The organism is Mesorhizobium sp. M1B.F.Ca.ET.045.04.1.1, assembly GCF_003952465.1.
In the GTDB taxonomy this organism is placed as follows: Bacteria; Pseudomonadota; Alphaproteobacteria; order Rhizobiales; family Rhizobiaceae; genus Mesorhizobium; species Mesorhizobium shonense.
Genome location: NZ_CP034448.1, coordinates 5755707 through 5770669 on the forward strand (window position 1 = coordinate 5755707; position 14963 = coordinate 5770669).

The 14963-nt window shown below is 66.3% G+C and carries 14 protein-coding genes; 8 read left to right on the forward strand and 6 right to left on the reverse strand.

All coding sequences use genetic code 11. The features are described 5' to 3' along the window. Nucleotides 1–16: 16 nt before the first annotated feature. The 3 genes from EJ071_RS28520 to EJ071_RS28530 are packed head-to-tail and all read left to right on the forward strand — an operon-like array spanning nt 17 to nt 3026. A complete protein-coding gene (locus tag EJ071_RS28520) occupies nt 17–1243 on the forward strand; it encodes an NAD(P)/FAD-dependent oxidoreductase (RefSeq protein ID WP_126100834.1) in 1227 nt (408 codons plus the stop codon). Nucleotides 1244–1260: 17 nt separating this feature from the next. Then, nucleotides 1261–2574 carry an NAD(P)/FAD-dependent oxidoreductase gene (locus tag EJ071_RS28525; RefSeq protein ID WP_189521245.1) on the forward strand — a complete coding sequence of 438 codons (1314 nt, stop codon included), beginning with the start codon at nt 1261–1263 and terminating at the stop codon, nt 2572–2574. Next, complete coding sequence (locus EJ071_RS28530; RefSeq protein ID WP_126100836.1) at nt 2571–3026, forward strand: MaoC family dehydratase; 456 nt, start codon at nt 2571–2573, stop codon at nt 3024–3026. Before EJ071_RS28525 ends, EJ071_RS28530 begins: the two co-directional genes overlap by 4 nt. 58 nt (nt 3027–3084) lie before the next feature. On the opposite strand, the gene EJ071_RS28535 is transcribed toward EJ071_RS28530, so the two are convergent. The 4 genes from EJ071_RS28535 to EJ071_RS28550 form a co-directional block, all read right to left on the reverse strand. Further along, nucleotides 3085–3663 (reverse strand): PIN domain-containing protein, encoded by a 579-nt coding sequence (locus tag EJ071_RS28535; RefSeq protein WP_126100837.1) that lies wholly within the window; start codon nt 3661–3663, stop codon nt 3085–3087. Next, complete coding sequence (locus EJ071_RS28540) at nt 3659–4102, reverse strand: helix-turn-helix domain-containing protein (RefSeq protein WP_126100838.1); 444 nt, start codon at nt 4100–4102, stop codon at nt 3659–3661. The genes EJ071_RS28535 and EJ071_RS28540 overlap by 5 nt, the downstream gene beginning before the upstream one ends. A 137-nt stretch (nt 4103–4239) precedes the next feature. Next, on the reverse strand, nt 4240–5811 hold the full coding sequence (locus tag EJ071_RS39660; protein WP_245460002.1) for an alpha/beta fold hydrolase: 1572 nt from the start codon (nt 5809–5811) through the stop codon (nt 4240–4242). 84 nt (nt 5812–5895) lie between these two features. Further along, nucleotides 5896–7392, reverse strand: coding sequence for an MFS transporter (locus EJ071_RS28550; protein ID WP_126100839.1), 1497 nt, complete (start codon nt 7390–7392; stop codon nt 5896–5898). Nucleotides 7393–7526: 134 nt separating this feature from the next. On the opposite strand from EJ071_RS28550, the gene EJ071_RS28555 reads away from it, so the two are divergent. Next, nucleotides 7527–8453 carry a LysR family transcriptional regulator gene (locus EJ071_RS28555; RefSeq protein ID WP_126102758.1) on the forward strand — a complete coding sequence of 309 codons (927 nt, stop codon included), beginning with the start codon at nt 7527–7529 and terminating at the stop codon, nt 8451–8453. Between the two features lie 173 nt (nt 8454–8626). Here the strand turns inward: EJ071_RS28555 and EJ071_RS28560 are convergent, their stop codons facing one another. Together EJ071_RS28560 and EJ071_RS28565 are read right to left on the reverse strand one after the other, a co-directional pair. Beyond that, nucleotides 8627–8923, reverse strand: a complete 297-nt coding sequence (locus EJ071_RS28560; protein WP_126100840.1) for a hypothetical protein — start codon at nt 8921–8923, stop codon at nt 8627–8629. A gap of 928 nt (nt 8924–9851) precedes the next feature. Next, nucleotides 9852–10784 carry a hypothetical protein gene (locus tag EJ071_RS28565; RefSeq protein ID WP_126100841.1) on the reverse strand — a complete coding sequence of 311 codons (933 nt, stop codon included), beginning with the start codon at nt 10782–10784 and terminating at the stop codon, nt 9852–9854. Nucleotides 10785–11024: 240 nt separating this feature from the next. On the opposite strand from EJ071_RS28565, the gene EJ071_RS28570 reads away from it, so the two are divergent. From EJ071_RS28570 to EJ071_RS28585, 4 genes are all read left to right on the forward strand, one after another. Continuing rightward, on the forward strand, nt 11025–11246 hold the full coding sequence (locus EJ071_RS28570; RefSeq protein ID WP_126100842.1) for a hypothetical protein: 222 nt from the start codon (nt 11025–11027) through the stop codon (nt 11244–11246). 357 nt (nt 11247–11603) lie between these two features. Next, nucleotides 11604–12092 carry a RidA family protein gene (locus EJ071_RS28575; protein ID WP_126100843.1) on the forward strand — a complete coding sequence of 163 codons (489 nt, stop codon included), beginning with the start codon at nt 11604–11606 and terminating at the stop codon, nt 12090–12092. Between the two features lie 60 nt (nt 12093–12152). Then, a complete protein-coding gene (locus EJ071_RS28580; RefSeq protein ID WP_126100844.1) occupies nt 12153–12374 on the forward strand; it encodes an alkylphosphonate utilization protein in 222 nt (73 codons plus the stop codon). A 553-nt stretch (nt 12375–12927) separates the two neighbouring features. Then, nucleotides 12928–14886: an acyltransferase family protein gene (locus EJ071_RS28585; protein ID WP_126100845.1), complete on the forward strand. Its 1959-nt coding sequence runs from the start codon at nt 12928–12930 to the stop codon at nt 14884–14886. The last annotated feature ends 77 nt before the right edge of the window (nt 14887–14963 follow it).

The window sequence follows — 14963 nt, forward strand, 5'->3', positions numbered from 1 at the left end:
GCCATCGGAAAGAACCATGAAACGGGCTGACGTCGTCATCGTCGGCGGGGGCCAGGCCGGCCTTGCGCTCAGCCATTGCCTCGGCCAAGCCGATATCGAGCATGCCGTGCTCGAGCGCGGCCGCATCGGCGAACGCTGGCGGTCGCAGAGCTGGCGCTCGCTCCGGCTCCTCACGCCGAACTGGCTGAATGCGCTGCCCGGTTCGCCCTATGGGGGCGACGATCCCGACGGCTTCATGGGCAAGGCCGCCTTTGTCGAGACCCTGGAGGCCTATGCGGGGCGCTGGCAGGCACCGATCGAATGCGGCGTCGAGGTTCTTTCCTGCAGGCGAACCGGCAACGGCTTCGTGCTCGATACCAGCGCCGGCGCCTGGTCGGCCAAAGCCGTCGTGGTGGCCACCGGTCATTGCGACCGGCCCATGATCCCTTTCGCGTCCGACACCAGGGCCGGGCCGCTCTCCCTCCACACCTCGCAATATCGTTCCCCCGGCGAACTGCCCCCCGGCGGGGTGCTGATCGTCGGCGCCTCCTCCTCCGGCGTGCAGATCGCCGACGAGCTGGCGCGGACCGGCCGGCGCGTGACGCTATCGGTCGGCAAGCATACGCGCCTGCCGAGGCTGTGGCGCGGCAAGGACATCTTCTTCTGGCTCTGCCAGATGGGCTTCATGGCGCAGCGCCCGCAAGATCTCGCCAATCCGGAGAGCGCCAGGCGCCAGCCTTCGCTGCAGCTCGCCGGGCGGCCGGACAGGGCCGATGTCGACCTCGCCACCCTGCAGACGCTGGGCGTCGAGCTGACCGGGCGCGTGCGCGGCATTGCCGATCGCGAGATCGCCTTCGCCGACGATCTTGCGGCGCAGATCGCGGCGGCGGAAGCGAAGCAGGCCCGCCTGCTCGCCGAGATAGACCGCTTTGCCGGCGACGCGCGACCAGGCCGGCCCGAACCGGTGGCGGTGCCTTCGCTCCGCCGCCGGCAACTCTCGCTGACGGACGGATCGATCCGCACGATCATCTGGGCGACCGGCTATCAGCGGTCGTTCGGTTGGCTGGAGCCGCTGGCGCTCGGCGCCGACGGCGAGCTCGCGCATCAGGGCGGCGTCACCAGCGTTCCCGGGCTCTACGCGATTGGGTTCCGCTTCCTGCGCAAGCGCGATTCCAATTTCATCGGCGGCGTCGGCGCCGACGCGCAAGCGATCGCCGCCGAAATCTCCCGCTATCTCGACCGCAAGGGCCAGCAAGCCGCCTGAGGCTGAGGACAATGACGATGCCGACAACCCTGCTCCGTTCCCTTCCGCCCACGCCGAAGCGCGCCCATTACGACGCCGTCATCGTCGGCGCGCGCTGCGCCGGTGCATCCACAGCCCTGCTGCTCGCCCGCGCCGGCCTGAAGGTGCTTTCGATCGACCGCAGGCCCTATGGCTCCGACACGCTGTCGACGCACGCGCTGATGCGGCCCGCCGTGCTGCAGCTGTCGCGCTGGGGCCTGTTCGAGGCGCTGCTCAAGGCCGGCACGCCAATCGTCGAGGCGACGACCTTCCACTATGGCGACGAGGGGATCACCATTCCACTCAACGCCGGACCGGATCTTCCCGGCCTGATCGCGCCACGGCGCACCGTGCTCGACCGTGCCCTCGTCGACGCCGCGCGCAAGGCCGGCGCCGAGTTCCTGCACGACATGGCGGTCGGCGACCTCTTTGCCGACACGCGCGGGCGCGTGCGCGGCGTAGAGATCCGTGGTGCCGGCCGCGCCGCCCTGCGGGTGAGTGCCGACATCGTGGTCGGCGCCGACGGCATCGGCTCGCTGGTGGCGAAATGCTGCGACGCGCAGCTGCTCAGAAGCGGTACGGTCTCGGCCGCTCATGTCTATGGCTACGCGCCCGTCGATCCCGGCGCCGGCTACCATTGGTATTTTCGCGATGGCATCGCCGGCTCCCTCATTCCCACCAATGACGGGCTTGCCTGCATCGTCGCTTCGGTGCCGACAAAACTGTTCGACCAGCGCTTTCGCCTCGGCCATGGCCGCGCCCGCATGGAGGTGCTGGAAGCGCTTTCGCCGGCGCTGGCCGAATGGGCGAGCCGCGCGCCGAAGGACGCCCGCCTGCAAGCGTTCCGCGGCGTGCCGGGATACATCCGCCAGGCCTATGGCCCGGGTTGGGCGCTGGTCGGCGATGCCGGTTTCTTCCGCGACCCGATCACCTCGCACGGTATTTCCGATGCGCTGCGCGATGCGGCGAGCCTGGCGCGCGCAGTCCTCGACGGCTCGGCAGCGGCCTTCGCTGCCTGGCAGCAGGAGCGCGACCTCTTCGCCAACCAGGTCCTCGACACCACGGATGCCATTGCCGGTTTCGACTGGACGCTGGCCGATATCGGCGAGCGGCATCGCAGCTTCAGCGCCGTCATGAAGGCCGAGGTGCAGACGCTCGCCGGACAGCCGATGCCGGACCGCCATGCCTCGCCCACCATGGGGCAGCCGACCTACCGGGCGCCGGCCAACCAGGACGAGCCGCAGGCCCCAGTCGGCGTCTCGAATCCCGGCGCCTCGAACCATTATCGCAACCGAATGGGAGCAAGACCATGACTGTGCATCTGATGAAGGACGGGTGGATCGGCGTCATCAAGGGACGGCCGCAGGTGGGCGCCGTCGCCGAGCGTTCGCGGCGCACCCAACCGCAGGATATCGACGCGTTCGCGGACATGACCGGCGACCGCAACCCGCTGCACTACGACAAGCGGCTCGCCGAAGCTTCGGTGTTCGGCAAGCTGATCGTGCAGGGCGGAGTCACCTCCGGCATCCTGAACGCGGTGGTGGCGGAGGACATTCCCGGCCCGGGTTCGGTATTCCTCGAAGTCTCATGGAAATTCGTCAAGGCGGTCGGCGTCGGCGAATTGATAACCGGTCGCGTCGAGGTCAAGGAGGTGCGCGCCGACAAGCCGATCACCAAGCTGGAGACATCGGTGCGCAACGAAGCGGGCGAGATTTGCCTGACCGGCACCGCGACGGTGTTCACCGTGCCGCTGGCGAAAGGCTGAATTCGCTCGGCCCCCAGGGCTGAAGGCCAGAAGCGATGACGGCAGCAAGCAGGCATGCCTAGATCACTCCAGCATAAGCGCGCAGATGGCCAACCGTTTTGGGCAGGCCCTGCCTCTCCAGCGTGTCGAGGTACTCGGCGGCACTCCTGGGAGGGTTCCTCAGACGTGCGCGACATCTTTGAACCGAGACCAATACGGCAGCATTGTCGATGCCGAACTGCTGGAAAATGAAATCGTCGGGGTGGATCAGGTCCAACTGGTATTTATCGAGAACGGGCTTGGGAAAATCCCTGAAATTGAAGGTGACGATCGCATCGAACGCCGAGACGATGGCCGCAGCCAGAACATGGCGGTCATTTTCGTCGGGAAGCGCCAGACTCGGCAGCAAGTCCTGATAGCCGTCAACCAGACAATCCAGGACGGCGCGATTCATCAGGTCGCGTGTTCTGTAAATCTGCTCCGGCTTGAGATCCGGACGGTTCTGTAAGAGATTGCGTATCCACTCGTCATGGATCTGTTCTGTCCATTTGGCCCGATAGAGGCCACCTCCCGCGGCAAGCTCGACGAGAAGATCCCGCAGCGGGGCTGGATAAAGAACGCAAGCGTCCAGGACGGCGGTGTAGGAAGAGGTCTTAATAGCCCATCCCCAGTTCCTGGGCTTGGGCGGCCAGTTCTTCCATGAGCTTTTTGCGCTCTTCCTCCTCGCTGTTTCGGTATGCCGTCAAATCGGAAAACTTCACGCGCCGATGCGTTCCGACCATGTTGAAAGGCAACCTGCCATCCTCCAGCAGTCGGATGAGATAGGGGCGCGATACGTTGAGGAAGTCCGCCGCCTCCTGTGTCGTAAGCTCGGCATGGATCGGGATCACCGTCACCGCATTTCCCTGGCCCATTTCGGTCAGGAGACGGTAAAGCAGATCGCCAACGCTCTTCGGCAGGCGCAAGGTTTCCTTGCCCACCTGAACCTTCAATTCGGCACCGTCGCGCTTGGTGCGTGAAAGCACCCGGCTGGCTTGAGCGGCGAGTTCGGCATCGTCCACCGATGGCACGACCGGTCGTCCGAGCAGCTTGGTCATTGGTCCATGTCCCTGATTGGCGTCGTATAGGGAGATTTGCGCCCATTATCCGCAATATCCGAAATAAACGCAATAAGTGAACGCACTCTCAACGACATGGTTTCATGATCGGCAGCCGGACAACCCGCCTGCAGGCCCTACGACCCCGCCGTCTCGGCGACGAAGGCCCTGACATGGGCGATGAACTCGTCGAAGGCCGGCTCGCCTTCGAGCAGGATGTGGTTTTCGCTTTCGAGCTCGAAGAAGCGCGCGCCGGGAATGCCCGCCGCCATGGTGCGCCCGGACTCGACCGGGGCCACGTTGTCTTCCCGCGCATGCAGCACCAGGGTCGGCACCCGCACCTTTTCAAGCAGATCGCTGACGTCGATCACGGAGAAGGCGCTTTGCAGGCGCCAGGCGTCGTCCGGCGACACGGTGCGCAGCATCAGATCGTCCATCCAGGCGAAATGTTCGTGCGTGGCGCCGGGGATGAACATCGAGCAGAAGGCCTGGCGGAACATCGGATTCGACTTGCCCCAGCTCTCGCGCATCAGCGTCGCCACGGCCTCGCGAGTCGCGATCTCGCCGGCGTCGCCGCGCGCCCGCCAGCCTTTGACATAGCCGCCATAGAGGATCATGCCCGAGATCTTCTCGGGATGGCGAATGGCATAGGCGATCGAAACCGCGCAGCTCTGCGAGAGGCCGAGAAGCGTGAAGCGATCGAGCCCTGCCGCCTCGACCACGCATTCGAGGTCCGACACCATGGTGTCGAACGAGACGTCGACCACATGGCGCTGCGATAGTCCGTTGCAGCGCTCGTCGTAGCGCACCAGTTGGTTCTCGCGCGACAGTTCCGACATCCAGTGCCGCCAGATCGGGCTATCCCAGTCGAAGGTCAGATGCGACATCCAGTGCGCGGCGCGAAGGATGGCCGGGCCGCTGCCGGTCTTGGCGAAAGCAAGCCTCGTGCCGTCGAGAGCCCGGCAGAAGTGGATGGCGCGGCCAGGGTCCTGCGTAGCCGTCGGGCTCTTTGCGGGCGGAGGCGATTGCGCCTTCGCCACGCGGGTCGCGCCGGGTGGCGCAGAGCGTGTCGTGGGCTGGGCGGCGGCAAGCCTTACCTTCTCCTCCAGCGCCTCGATCTCTTCCGCCAGGCCGACATCCTCCGGCAGCAGGCGGCGCAGGCGCCGGGCAAAGGGCAGCGCCCGCTTCGGCTCGCCGGCCAGGCGCTCCACCAGCTCGCGCAATATGCCGAGCTCGACGATCTCGACCTCGCTGGCGACGCCCGCGCGCCAGGCCTGGTATTCGAAGCAGCGCTCGAGCGAGAGGTCGGCGAGGAAATCGCCGCGGATCGAACCGGCGACGGCCTCCAGTTCTTCCGTCGACCAAGAGGAAAGGTCGCCCCTCACCAGCGGCAGTAGCCGGGCATAGTCCGTTCCGACCTTGAGCGAGACCGTGTTGCGATCGGCTACCAAAGCGGATTCGTCGTCGCCCAGCACCTGGCGGATCTTGGACAAGCTCCAGCGCAAAGCGCCGCGCGGATCGTCGGGAATGTCCCAGAAGATCTCGCAAAGCCGCTCGCGCTGGTGCGCCTTGCCGGTTACCGCGAGATAAGCGAGCAAGGCTCTCGTCTTGCGCGACGGCGGCAGGTCGATGAGTTCGCCACCACGGGCCACCTGGAAATCACCGAGCACGCATAAATCCAGCAGCCCGGCTTGCGGACTATCGATCATGCGGCCAGGCACCCTTCCACTGCCATCTGGCATCTCCTCGACGCGGCGAGAGAGGACCGCATCGCAATATCAAAATCGGCTAATTTACGAAAGCCGATACGGCAAGATGGGCGTGGGGAATGTGGGGTAGGTTACATTGGCGAGGGCACTAGTCTCCCCCTTGAGGGGGAGATTACGCGCGCCAACCACCGCAATCATCATCGCTGTCACCACCAACCCCGCCGCCACCGCAAATGTAACGCGCATCCCGCCCGCCACCGCCTCCGGCGCGGCGCCTGTGATATTCCCCGCCCCCACCGCGAACGCAAACACCGCGCCCATCACCGCCGTGCCGGTGATGAGGCCGAGATTGCGCGAGAGGCCGAGCATGCCCGACACCACGCCGCGCTCGCTGCTGTCGACATCGGCCATGACTGCGGTGTTGTTCGCCGCCTGGAAGAGCTGGTAGCCGGGCGTCAGCAGGATGATCGCCGCCGCATAGCCGGCGACGCCGAACAGCGTCGGCAGCAGAGAGAGCGCAGCGCAGCCGACGACCATCATCGCCAATCCGGCGACAACCATCGAGGATGCACCCAACCGGTCGACGACGCGGCCGGCGACGACGCCGCACAGCGCCGAGACGACCGGACCGATCGACAGGACGGCACCGACCAGCGCTTCGCTCAAGCCGAGCGCGCGCGACAGGAAGAAGGGCCCGACGACAAGCGTCGCCATTATCACGGTGGAGACCAGCACATTCGCGGCGAGGTTCGGCGCCAGCACCGGGTCGCGGAACAACGCGAGCTTGACCAGCGGCGAGGTCACCTTGCCCTCGGCGTAGAGGAACAGACCGGCGCCGAGAGCGGCCATGCCAAGCAGCGCGGCGTTCATGCCGCCGAAATGGCCGCGCCCCGTCGTCATCGCCAGCGCGTAGGCGGCGAGCGTCAGCGCCAGCAGGATCGTGCCTGGCACGTCGAAGCGTCCCCTCATCGCGCTGCGATCTCCCCTCGCCTCGCCCGCAGGCAGGAAGCGCCGGGCGGCGAGCATGGCCGCGACACCAAGCGCAGCATTGACGAGGAAGATCGAGCGCCAGCCGAGAGCGGCGATGAGCACGCCGCCGAGCGACGGCCCGAGCGCTGTGCCGATCGCCGACATGGTGCCGAGCAGGCCCATGGCGCTGCCGGTGCGCTCTCTCGGCACCGTCTCGCCGACGAAGGCAATGGTCAGCGCCATCATCACCGCGGCGCCCAGGCCTTGCGCGGCGCGTGCCGCGATCAGCAGCGGCAGGGTCGGCGCGAGCGCGGCCGCCAGCGAGGCGACGCTGAACAGCACCAGGCCGGCGGTGAGCAGCAGCCGGCGGCCGACGAGATCGCCCAGCCGACCGACGCTGACGATCATCGAGGTGATGGCAAGCAGATAGGCGAGCACCACCCACTGCACCGCCGGGAAGGACGCTGCGAAGGCGGTGCTCAGCGTCGGCAGCGCGACATTGGCGATGCTGGTGCTGAGCGAGGACAAGAGCATCGCAAGCGACAGGCTGGCCAGCGCGCCGGTTGCCGAGCGGCTTGCTTGTACGGCGCGCGGATCTGCAATGTCGGCCATGGTTCTTCTCCGGCTGGTGTAAGATTTGCCGGGAAGATAAGCGTGCTAGTGACATGGCGGAACGCGCAGCATTTGCATTGTATTCGTGCATGAAGCGCCATGTCATCTTGCCGGAACCGTGCTATGGTCGCGCCATGTCGCGCCCCGATCTCAACCTGCTCGTCACGCTCGATGTGCTGCTCGCCGAAGGCAGCGTGGCAAGGGCCGCGCGGCGGCTGAAGCTCAGCCCCTCGGCGATGAGCCGTGCCTTGGCGCGCCTACGCGAGGCAACCGGCGATCCGCTGCTGGTGCGCGCCGGGCGCGGCCTGGTGCCGACGCCGCGCGCCATCGAGCTCAGCATGGACGTCGGCCGGCTGGTGAAGGAAGCGGAAGCCGTGCTGAGGCCCGCCGAGCGGCTCGACCTGAAACGCCTCGCGCGCTGTTTCACGCTGCGCAACAGCGACGGTTTCGTCGAGAATTTCGGCCCTGCCGTGCTTGCGCGCGTCGCCGAGGAGGCGCCCGGCGTGCAGTTGCGCTTCGTGCCGAAGCCCGACAAGGACAGCGCGCCGATGCGCGAGGGCAGCGTCGACCTCGAGACCGGCGTGGTCGGCGGTTCGACCGGGCCGGAGGTGCGGGCGCAGGCGCTGTTCCGCGACCGTTTCGTCGGCGTGGTCCGCATGGGCCATCCCTTGTGCGAGGGCAAGATCACGGCCACCCGTTTCGCCGCCGGTCGGCACATACTGATTTCGCGCCGCGGCCTCGACCGCGGGCCGGTGGACGACGCGCTGGAGCTCGCCGGGCTGACACGGACGATCGCGACCGTGGTCGGCGGTTTTTCGGAAGCGCTGGCGCTCACCCGCGGCTCCGACCTCATCGCCACCGTGCCTGAGCGCTACACGGGCAAGCTGCGCGAGAGCCTGTTCTCTTTCGCGCTGCCGATGAAGCTCGCCCCGCTCACCATCTCGCTGCTATGGCACCCCCGCCTCGACGCCGACCCCGCCCATCGCTGGCTGCGCGGGGTGGTGCGGGAAGTGTGCGGGGGGCAGAAACAGCCGACGAAGCAGCTCGGCGGCGTGAACTGAGGCGTTGGCGGGCTACCGGAATTCCTCCACGTCCCAGGGTGAGGAGAGGCGACCCGGCAAAGCCGAGGCGGAGAGAGGGAACGCGCTACGAAGGCCCCCTCTCCGCCCGTTTCGCTGCCACCTTCACGGCGCTGTCGTCACTGGCTTGTTCTTGCGCATCGTGATCTCATAGTTCAGCCAGTAGTGGCCGTCGTCGAAACTCGCGCACGCCGGTGAGGTACCCGGCCTGCTTCTCGGTCCGGCCCGTGGATCTGCGCCAGGCAGCCGACGAAATTCGGGTTGGCGCATTTGAAGATCGGCGACAGCGGATAGGCGTTGAAAGCGGTGACGCGCACCTTCTCCAGCTCCTGCGCGCTGGCGCCGCCCATGAGACCGGCGATCAGCGTTGCGAGAAAGATGAGCAGCCCCAGCGCCACCCTGTCCAGCCAGGACTTGCGCCTGGCAAGCACTTCGAGCAACCGATCGCCCATCGCCGCCTCCCCGCTAGCTGTCATATCGTAGCACGCCGCAGCGACCGCATCATGAAGCAGTTCACAGAGAGTGGCGGCACTACCTCGGGAATTGGCGAAAGCTGCCGCGACGCCCGATCTCACCCACAGGTGGAGATTGGCGGTTTTGGCATCTCGGCCGCCCTCGATGTTGCGCTGCGGAAATGCACCCAAAAAAAGTCAGGTTGAGAACCGGACCCAAAAACGCCTCAGCCGGCGAAAAACGAGCTTATTCAAGCGGATAGGCATACAGGCCCGCGCCGGCTCGCGAGATGGCCGAAAAGCCCGGAAATCCGCCATTTTCGGGCTTCCGCCAACCGCAATGGCGCGATAGCGGCAGAACGATTTCGGCCCTGCACAACGCGAAAAAAGCGCCTCGCGCAGGGGCGTTGACAGCAGGTCCGGCCGATGGCACTCCGCAGTGACTGGTCACGCCATGACCGTTGCTGTTGGGGACGGACGGGGTTTCAGCAGCTTGGCGGCGGCGCCGGACGGGCGGGCACCTGCGCAGTGTACCGCCCGCTCCTGGCCGGCTGGACGCGCCTCCGCCACATCGATGAGATGGAGCGCACACCCTTTCCTTCGTCATCCGCGCGGCTGCCCACCCTTCCCTGACGAGGATCAGCAAAGATTCCCTCGGCCCAGCGGCCTCAGAACGAGAAGCCGGATGACGGCGCGGCAGCTGTCGCGGCCGAAAGCCTGTCGCGCTTTTGCAGCCTGGGCTTCTCATAGGTCTTCTTCATCGTCCGTTCCTGCGCGGGTCAACGATCGGCGCAGGTGAACGCGATGCGGCCGCCCTGTCAAGACTCGCCCGGCCCGCCCATCGTCGCCGTTCCTGCTCCTCGCCGTCATGTTCTGGCGCGAAGCCAGGGCGTAAGCTCGTAGCTTGAGGGCCCTTATCTCAAAAGGCCTAGCCCGCGTGCTGCAGCCAGTGGCGGTCGAACACGTCGAGGACGGCGCGGAAATCGGCCGGCGGGATCTGGTTGGCGCCGCCGCCGCTGTCGGCGCCGAGGAATTGCTCGAGCTGCCGGTCGACCGTTTCCGGATGCTCCACGGCGATACCGAGGTCCGCCAGGTCGGCGGTGATCGAGCCGCCGGCCGGCAGATACCCGCCCCATGCTTCGGCGCCCAATCCTGCATCGCGCAGGCGCACCAGAAGGATCCTCGTGATCGACGGCTGCGCCTCGGGCCCGATGATGGCGGCGCCGCACATATAGCCGCCGAGCACACTGACCGGCTGCGTATGCGGGAACAGGCAGAGGAAGAACTGGGCGTCGCCGCCGACCTCATTCAGATGCACGTAGAGGCCGCGCTTTGCCGGGTTGACCGGACCGCCGAGCTGTAGCTGGCCGGTCGGCAACGTCTCGCGGTAGGTGGCCGTCAGCCCATGCACGCCGGGTCCGGCCTCGATCGCCAGGCGGCCCTTGATGAGCTGGCCGCGATAATAGGGCGACCAGGCGCGCGAATAGCAGGCATAGATCCCGGCAAGCCCGGAGCCGAGGCCGCGCTCGTCATGCGCGGAGGCCTCGAACTGCATGCCGGCGCGGCGCTCCAGCTCGGCGCTGTCGATGCCGTGGCGGGCCGCGATCGCGGCGGTGAAGCTTGTCAGGTCGCTCTCGGCGATCCAGGCGCCGGCCTGCTCCAACTCGAGCAGCCTTGCCCAGTCGTCATAGACGCTCATCTGGCGCGGCCGGGCGCGGCCCTGCAGCCATTTGTCGGCGCGGCCGAGATCGAACGCCGTCTTCGGGTTGACGGCGCGGAACGCCGCCGCCAGATCCTTGCGGGTGACCGTCCCCAGCAGGGCAGACGTCAGCCTTAGTTTTTGCGCGATATGCTGCGCCATGCCACAAGTCCCTCAGTGCTTTGTGCCGTCGGAGCAATCCGGCGTTCGGCAGGAATCGTTGAGCTGTCCAACTATCTGCTTTAGCACGCCTGCATTCAGTCTCCATTCCCGGCCACGCCGATTTTCCACCGTCTAATATTCCAAGAATTCCAGAGAATTCCACGGCCTTCCGCGTGCGCGACCTTTGCAGCGAGACGGCCGGCGCTAGGTTCGCCGCGGGGTGGGTGCAGGGGAGCTGTCATGAAAGTCGTTCTGTTCGCGCTTGGCCTGGTGCTTGCGCTATCGCAAGCCGCTGAAGCCAAAACGAAAATCCTTGTGACCGAGACGAAGACCAGCATCGAGAAAAACCGGCCGCCGCTCGATGAAACAGCCACCGGCGGCATCATGCCTTCGACCGGCCCGACGGCGAAGGCCGCCGAACCGGGCCAGGCCTATCCGCCGGCGCTAGACCTGCAATTCTAGAAACGATCCGGGAAAATGCTCAGCGGTTCTTCGTCCGGAATTGCGTAAACAAAAAGGGAGGCTTTGCCGGACGACCGCGTGGCGGTCGCCGGTCGATCGGCGAGGAAAAACGATCGGCCGGGCAAAAAGGCCGAACCAAACAGCCACCCGGCCAGCGTGAGGGTTGGGGGCTTGGCGCCGCCGCGGGGGCAGGCGCCCGCCCGCGCGGATCGCAAAGCTGCGGTCCGCGCGGGCCATGCCAATTCGGCCAATTCTTGCGGTCTTGACGAAAGGACGGCGAAACCGGAAAGCTCGGCATGGTCGCGGCCAGGACGCTGCAATGGCGCTGTGCGACGAGGCTCCGAGGGAGGCCATGCCATGGGTGCCGACGAAAAGCTGGCCGCGCTCTGCATCGTCTTGCCGCCGCTGAAGCTGCCGCCGGGCATGGTGCTGCCCTTTCCCTGGGTGAACGTGCGCGGCGACCGCGCCTATGTCTCCGGCCACGGGCCGCAGGAGGCGGACGGCTCGCTCGCCGGCCCGTTCGGCGCCGTCGGCGAGAGCGTGTCGCCGGAAGAGGCGCGGGCCTCGGCCCGCAAGGTCGGGCTGTCGATGCTCTCCAGCCTGAAGCGCGAGCTCGGCAGCCTCGACCGGATCACCGGCTGGTGCCGCGTGCACGGCATGGTCAATTCGGCGCCGGGCTTTACCCAGACGCCGGCGGTGATGAACGGCTTTTCCGACCTCATCCTCGAAATCTTCGGGCCGGAGATCGGCCGCCACGCCCGCACGGCCATCGGCGTCGCCGCCCTGCCGTTCGATCTCCCGGTCGAGATCGAGGCCGAGGTGATGATCAAGGAGCGAATGGCTTGACCAAGTTATCGTCGGCGCGATAGGCGGGCGCACCGCCATCCAACCGATGAAAGACCTGCCATGACAGACGCGATCGTAAGAGACAGCAACGGCACCCCGCTCAATGACGGCGACTCCGTGACCCTGATCAAGGACCTCAAGGTCAAGGGCACGTCCGAGACGATCAAGCGCGGGACGCTGGTGAAGAACATCCGCCTCAACGGCAATCCCGGCGAGATCGAATGCAACACCAAGCAGGTGAAGGGCCTGGTGCTGAAGACAGAGTTTTTGAAGAAGGCGTGATTGCGGGCGCGCGACGCCGACTTCTTCGTCAATCCTCCGGCGGAGCAACGAGCGACGCGCGCACACCTAGGAAATGGCGACCCCCACTCCGTCGAGCTTCGCTCGACACCTCTCCCCCGATCGACGGGGTAGAGGAAGGGTGCTAGGTCATTCCAGCTGGCGCCCTTCCTCTCCCTCCGGAGGGGGGAGAGGTGGCGCTGCGAAGCAGCGACGGAGTGGGGGAAGCCGTTGCTCAAACGCGCTGCCGCCGCAAAATAGGTATAATCCGGCGAGCACGGAAACTCAGGCAAGCTGGCAATCAGGCAGAGGCGTCGGTTCGCTCTCTGTTGCGCCTGAGGAAAACGAGGTAACAGGCTGCTTTCCTTCGTGCTCCCTATGTCATGCCATAAAGAGGGAGATCGGCAGCTTCGACGCCGCGCCGCCCCTCGTTTTCGCCTTCGCACCCTCCGCTTATGTTGCACTGCGTTAGATTTGTTGCATTGCGGTATGAACCCGTAGGCGCAAGTCTTGACCCCAAGGCGGGATACGAACGACCGTTGCGAGGTCCGTCTTCGTGTCAGCACCATCGCCGGACTTCCGGCCAGACATTGAGGGGTTGCGAGCGCTTGCCGTGGCAGGCGTGGTCGCCTTCCATTTCGGCCTCACCGCGCTGCCCGGCGGTTTTGCCGGCGTCGACATCTTCTTCGTCATCTCCGGCTATCTGATCACCCGTCATCTCACCACCGAGATTTCCGCGACCGGCCGGCTCGACCTTCTGCGCTTCTATGCCCGGCGGGCGCGCCGACTGCTGCCGGCGGCACTCTTCGTCATCGCCGCGACGCTCGCCGCCGGCGCCGTCATCCTGTCGCCGGAGGAGCAGGCGCTCTATTCCAAAGGCGCGATGTGGGCCTCGGCCTATATCATCAATCTGTGGCTGATCCGCTGGTCGTTCGACTATTTCGCCAACGACGCCGCCAACAACCCCTTCATCCATTACTGGTCGCTGTCGGTGGAGGAGCAGTTTTATCTCGCCTGGCCGGCGCTGTTGATGCTGGCCGCCTGGCTGAAACCCGGCAAGCGGACAATCGTGCTCGCGATCGGCATTTCCGGCCTCGTCTCCTTCGCGGTCTGCGCGTGGCTGACAACGGTGTCACAGCCTTGGGCTTTCTACTTCTCGCCGCTACGCGCCTGGGAGTTCGCCGCCGGCGGACTGGCCTCGATGGCGCCGGCATGGCTGCTCCAGAAGCGCCCGCGGCTTGCCCTGGCGTTCAGCCTGGCCGGGCTGGCGCTGATCGCTTTCGCATACCTCACCTTCAGCGAGGAGGCTCCCTTCCCCGGTTTCCTGGCGCTGGTGCCGGTAGCCGGCACTGTCCTTCTTTTGCTGGCGGGCGCGGCCGGCGCGAGGAGCGGCCTCAGCGCCTTCCTCGCGCTGCCGCCCTTGCAGTGGGTCGGAAAACTTTCCTATTCGCTCTATCTCTGGCATTGGCCGGTCATCGTCTATGCGGGCATGCTGGTGGAGGAGCTGACGCTCGTCCAACGCCTCGCCTGCCTCGGGCTAACGTTGGCGCTCTCCGCGCTGAGCTACCATTTCATCGAGAATCCGATCCGCCGCAACGGCTGGCTTATGGCCAATGCGGCGCGGGCGCTGGTGCCGGCCCTCCTCCTGACCGGCACCGGCGTCGCAGCCGCCTACGGCAATGCGGCGCTTGCCGTGCGCCATCAGAACCCCGAGCAGCGCGAGATCGCGGCAAGTGCGGCCGAGCCCGCCACCGCGCGCGCCAAGGCCTGCGTCGAGGGCTACGACACGGTGACGCCGAAGCCATGCGTGTTCGGCGATGGCCGGCGCATGATCGCACTGTTCGGCGATTCCCATGCCGACCACTGGTCGACGCCGCTGATCGAGGCGGGAAAGAAGAACGGCTACCGCGTCGAAACCTGGCTGAAGAGCTCGTGCCGACCCTCACGCTTCTCCTACTTCGTCACGAAGCTCAACCGCGACTACCGCGAATGCGACCAATGGCGCGAGCAGGCGATCAAGGAGATCATCGCCGCGAAGCCTTCGCTGGTGGTGATCTCGGAGTTGGCGCTGACCTCTTCGCGCAAGATGGCGGCCGGCAAGGGCCAGCCGGACACGCCGGACGCCACATGGCGGGCTGGCCTGCGCTCGACGCTGGTGAGCTTGAGCAAAGCCGGGCTGAAGATCGCCTTCATCCGCGACGTGCCGTTCAACGACGAGAACATCGACACCTGCGTGTCGCGCGCGCTGTGGCGCGACAAGGCGCCTTCGCTCTGCGACCAGACCCGAGCCGATGCCGCCAACGACAAGATGGCGGCGGTCGAGCGCGAGATCGTCACCAGCGTGCCCAACGCCTCTTACGTCGACCTCACCGACCGCTTCTGCAACGCCACCACCTGCCACGTCTTCATCGACGGCAAGCTCGCCTTCCGCGACCAGCACCATCTGGCGACGCCGTTTGCGGAATCGCTGGAGCCGGAGGTGGAAAAGAGGGTGATCTCGAAGGTGGGGAGGTAGGGCGGGGCGGCAGAGCGCGTGATCTCCCCCCTTGCGGGGGAGATGGCCGGCAGGCCAGAGGGCTCACGTAGAACGCC

What these genes read in the sequence shown, in the direction of transcription:
- EJ071_RS28565 (WP_126100841.1), bottom strand. Translation starts at nt 10,784, where the DNA reads ATGGCGCAGCATATCGCGCAAAAACTAAGGCTGACGTCTGCCCTGCTG.
- EJ071_RS28555 (WP_126102758.1), top strand. Translation starts at nt 7,527, where the DNA reads ATGTCGCGCCCCGATCTCAACCTGCTCGTCACGCTCGATGTGCTGCTC.
- EJ071_RS28530 (WP_126100836.1), top strand. Translation starts at nt 2,571, where the DNA reads ATGACTGTGCATCTGATGAAGGACGGGTGGATCGGCGTCATCAAGGGA.
- EJ071_RS28580 (WP_126100844.1), top strand. Translation starts at nt 12,153, where the DNA reads ATGACAGACGCGATCGTAAGAGACAGCAACGGCACCCCGCTCAATGAC.
- EJ071_RS28525 (WP_189521245.1), top strand. Translation starts at nt 1,261, where the DNA reads ATGCCGACAACCCTGCTCCGTTCCCTTCCGCCCACGCCGAAGCGCGCC.
- EJ071_RS28520 (WP_126100834.1), top strand. Translation starts at nt 17, where the DNA reads ATGAAACGGGCTGACGTCGTCATCGTCGGCGGGGGCCAGGCCGGCCTT.
- EJ071_RS28540 (WP_126100838.1), bottom strand. Translation starts at nt 4,102, where the DNA reads ATGACCAAGCTGCTCGGACGACCGGTCGTGCCATCGGTGGACGATGCC.
- EJ071_RS28550 (WP_126100839.1), bottom strand. Translation starts at nt 7,392, where the DNA reads ATGGCCGACATTGCAGATCCGCGCGCCGTACAAGCAAGCCGCTCGGCA.
- EJ071_RS28570 (WP_126100842.1), top strand. Translation starts at nt 11,025, where the DNA reads ATGAAAGTCGTTCTGTTCGCGCTTGGCCTGGTGCTTGCGCTATCGCAA.
- EJ071_RS39660 (WP_245460002.1), bottom strand. Translation starts at nt 5,811, where the DNA reads ATGATCGATAGTCCGCAAGCCGGGCTGCTGGATTTATGCGTGCTCGGT.
- EJ071_RS28575 (WP_126100843.1), top strand. Translation starts at nt 11,604, where the DNA reads ATGGGTGCCGACGAAAAGCTGGCCGCGCTCTGCATCGTCTTGCCGCCG.
- EJ071_RS28560 (WP_126100840.1), bottom strand. Translation starts at nt 8,923, where the DNA reads ATGGGCGATCGGTTGCTCGAAGTGCTTGCCAGGCGCAAGTCCTGGCTG.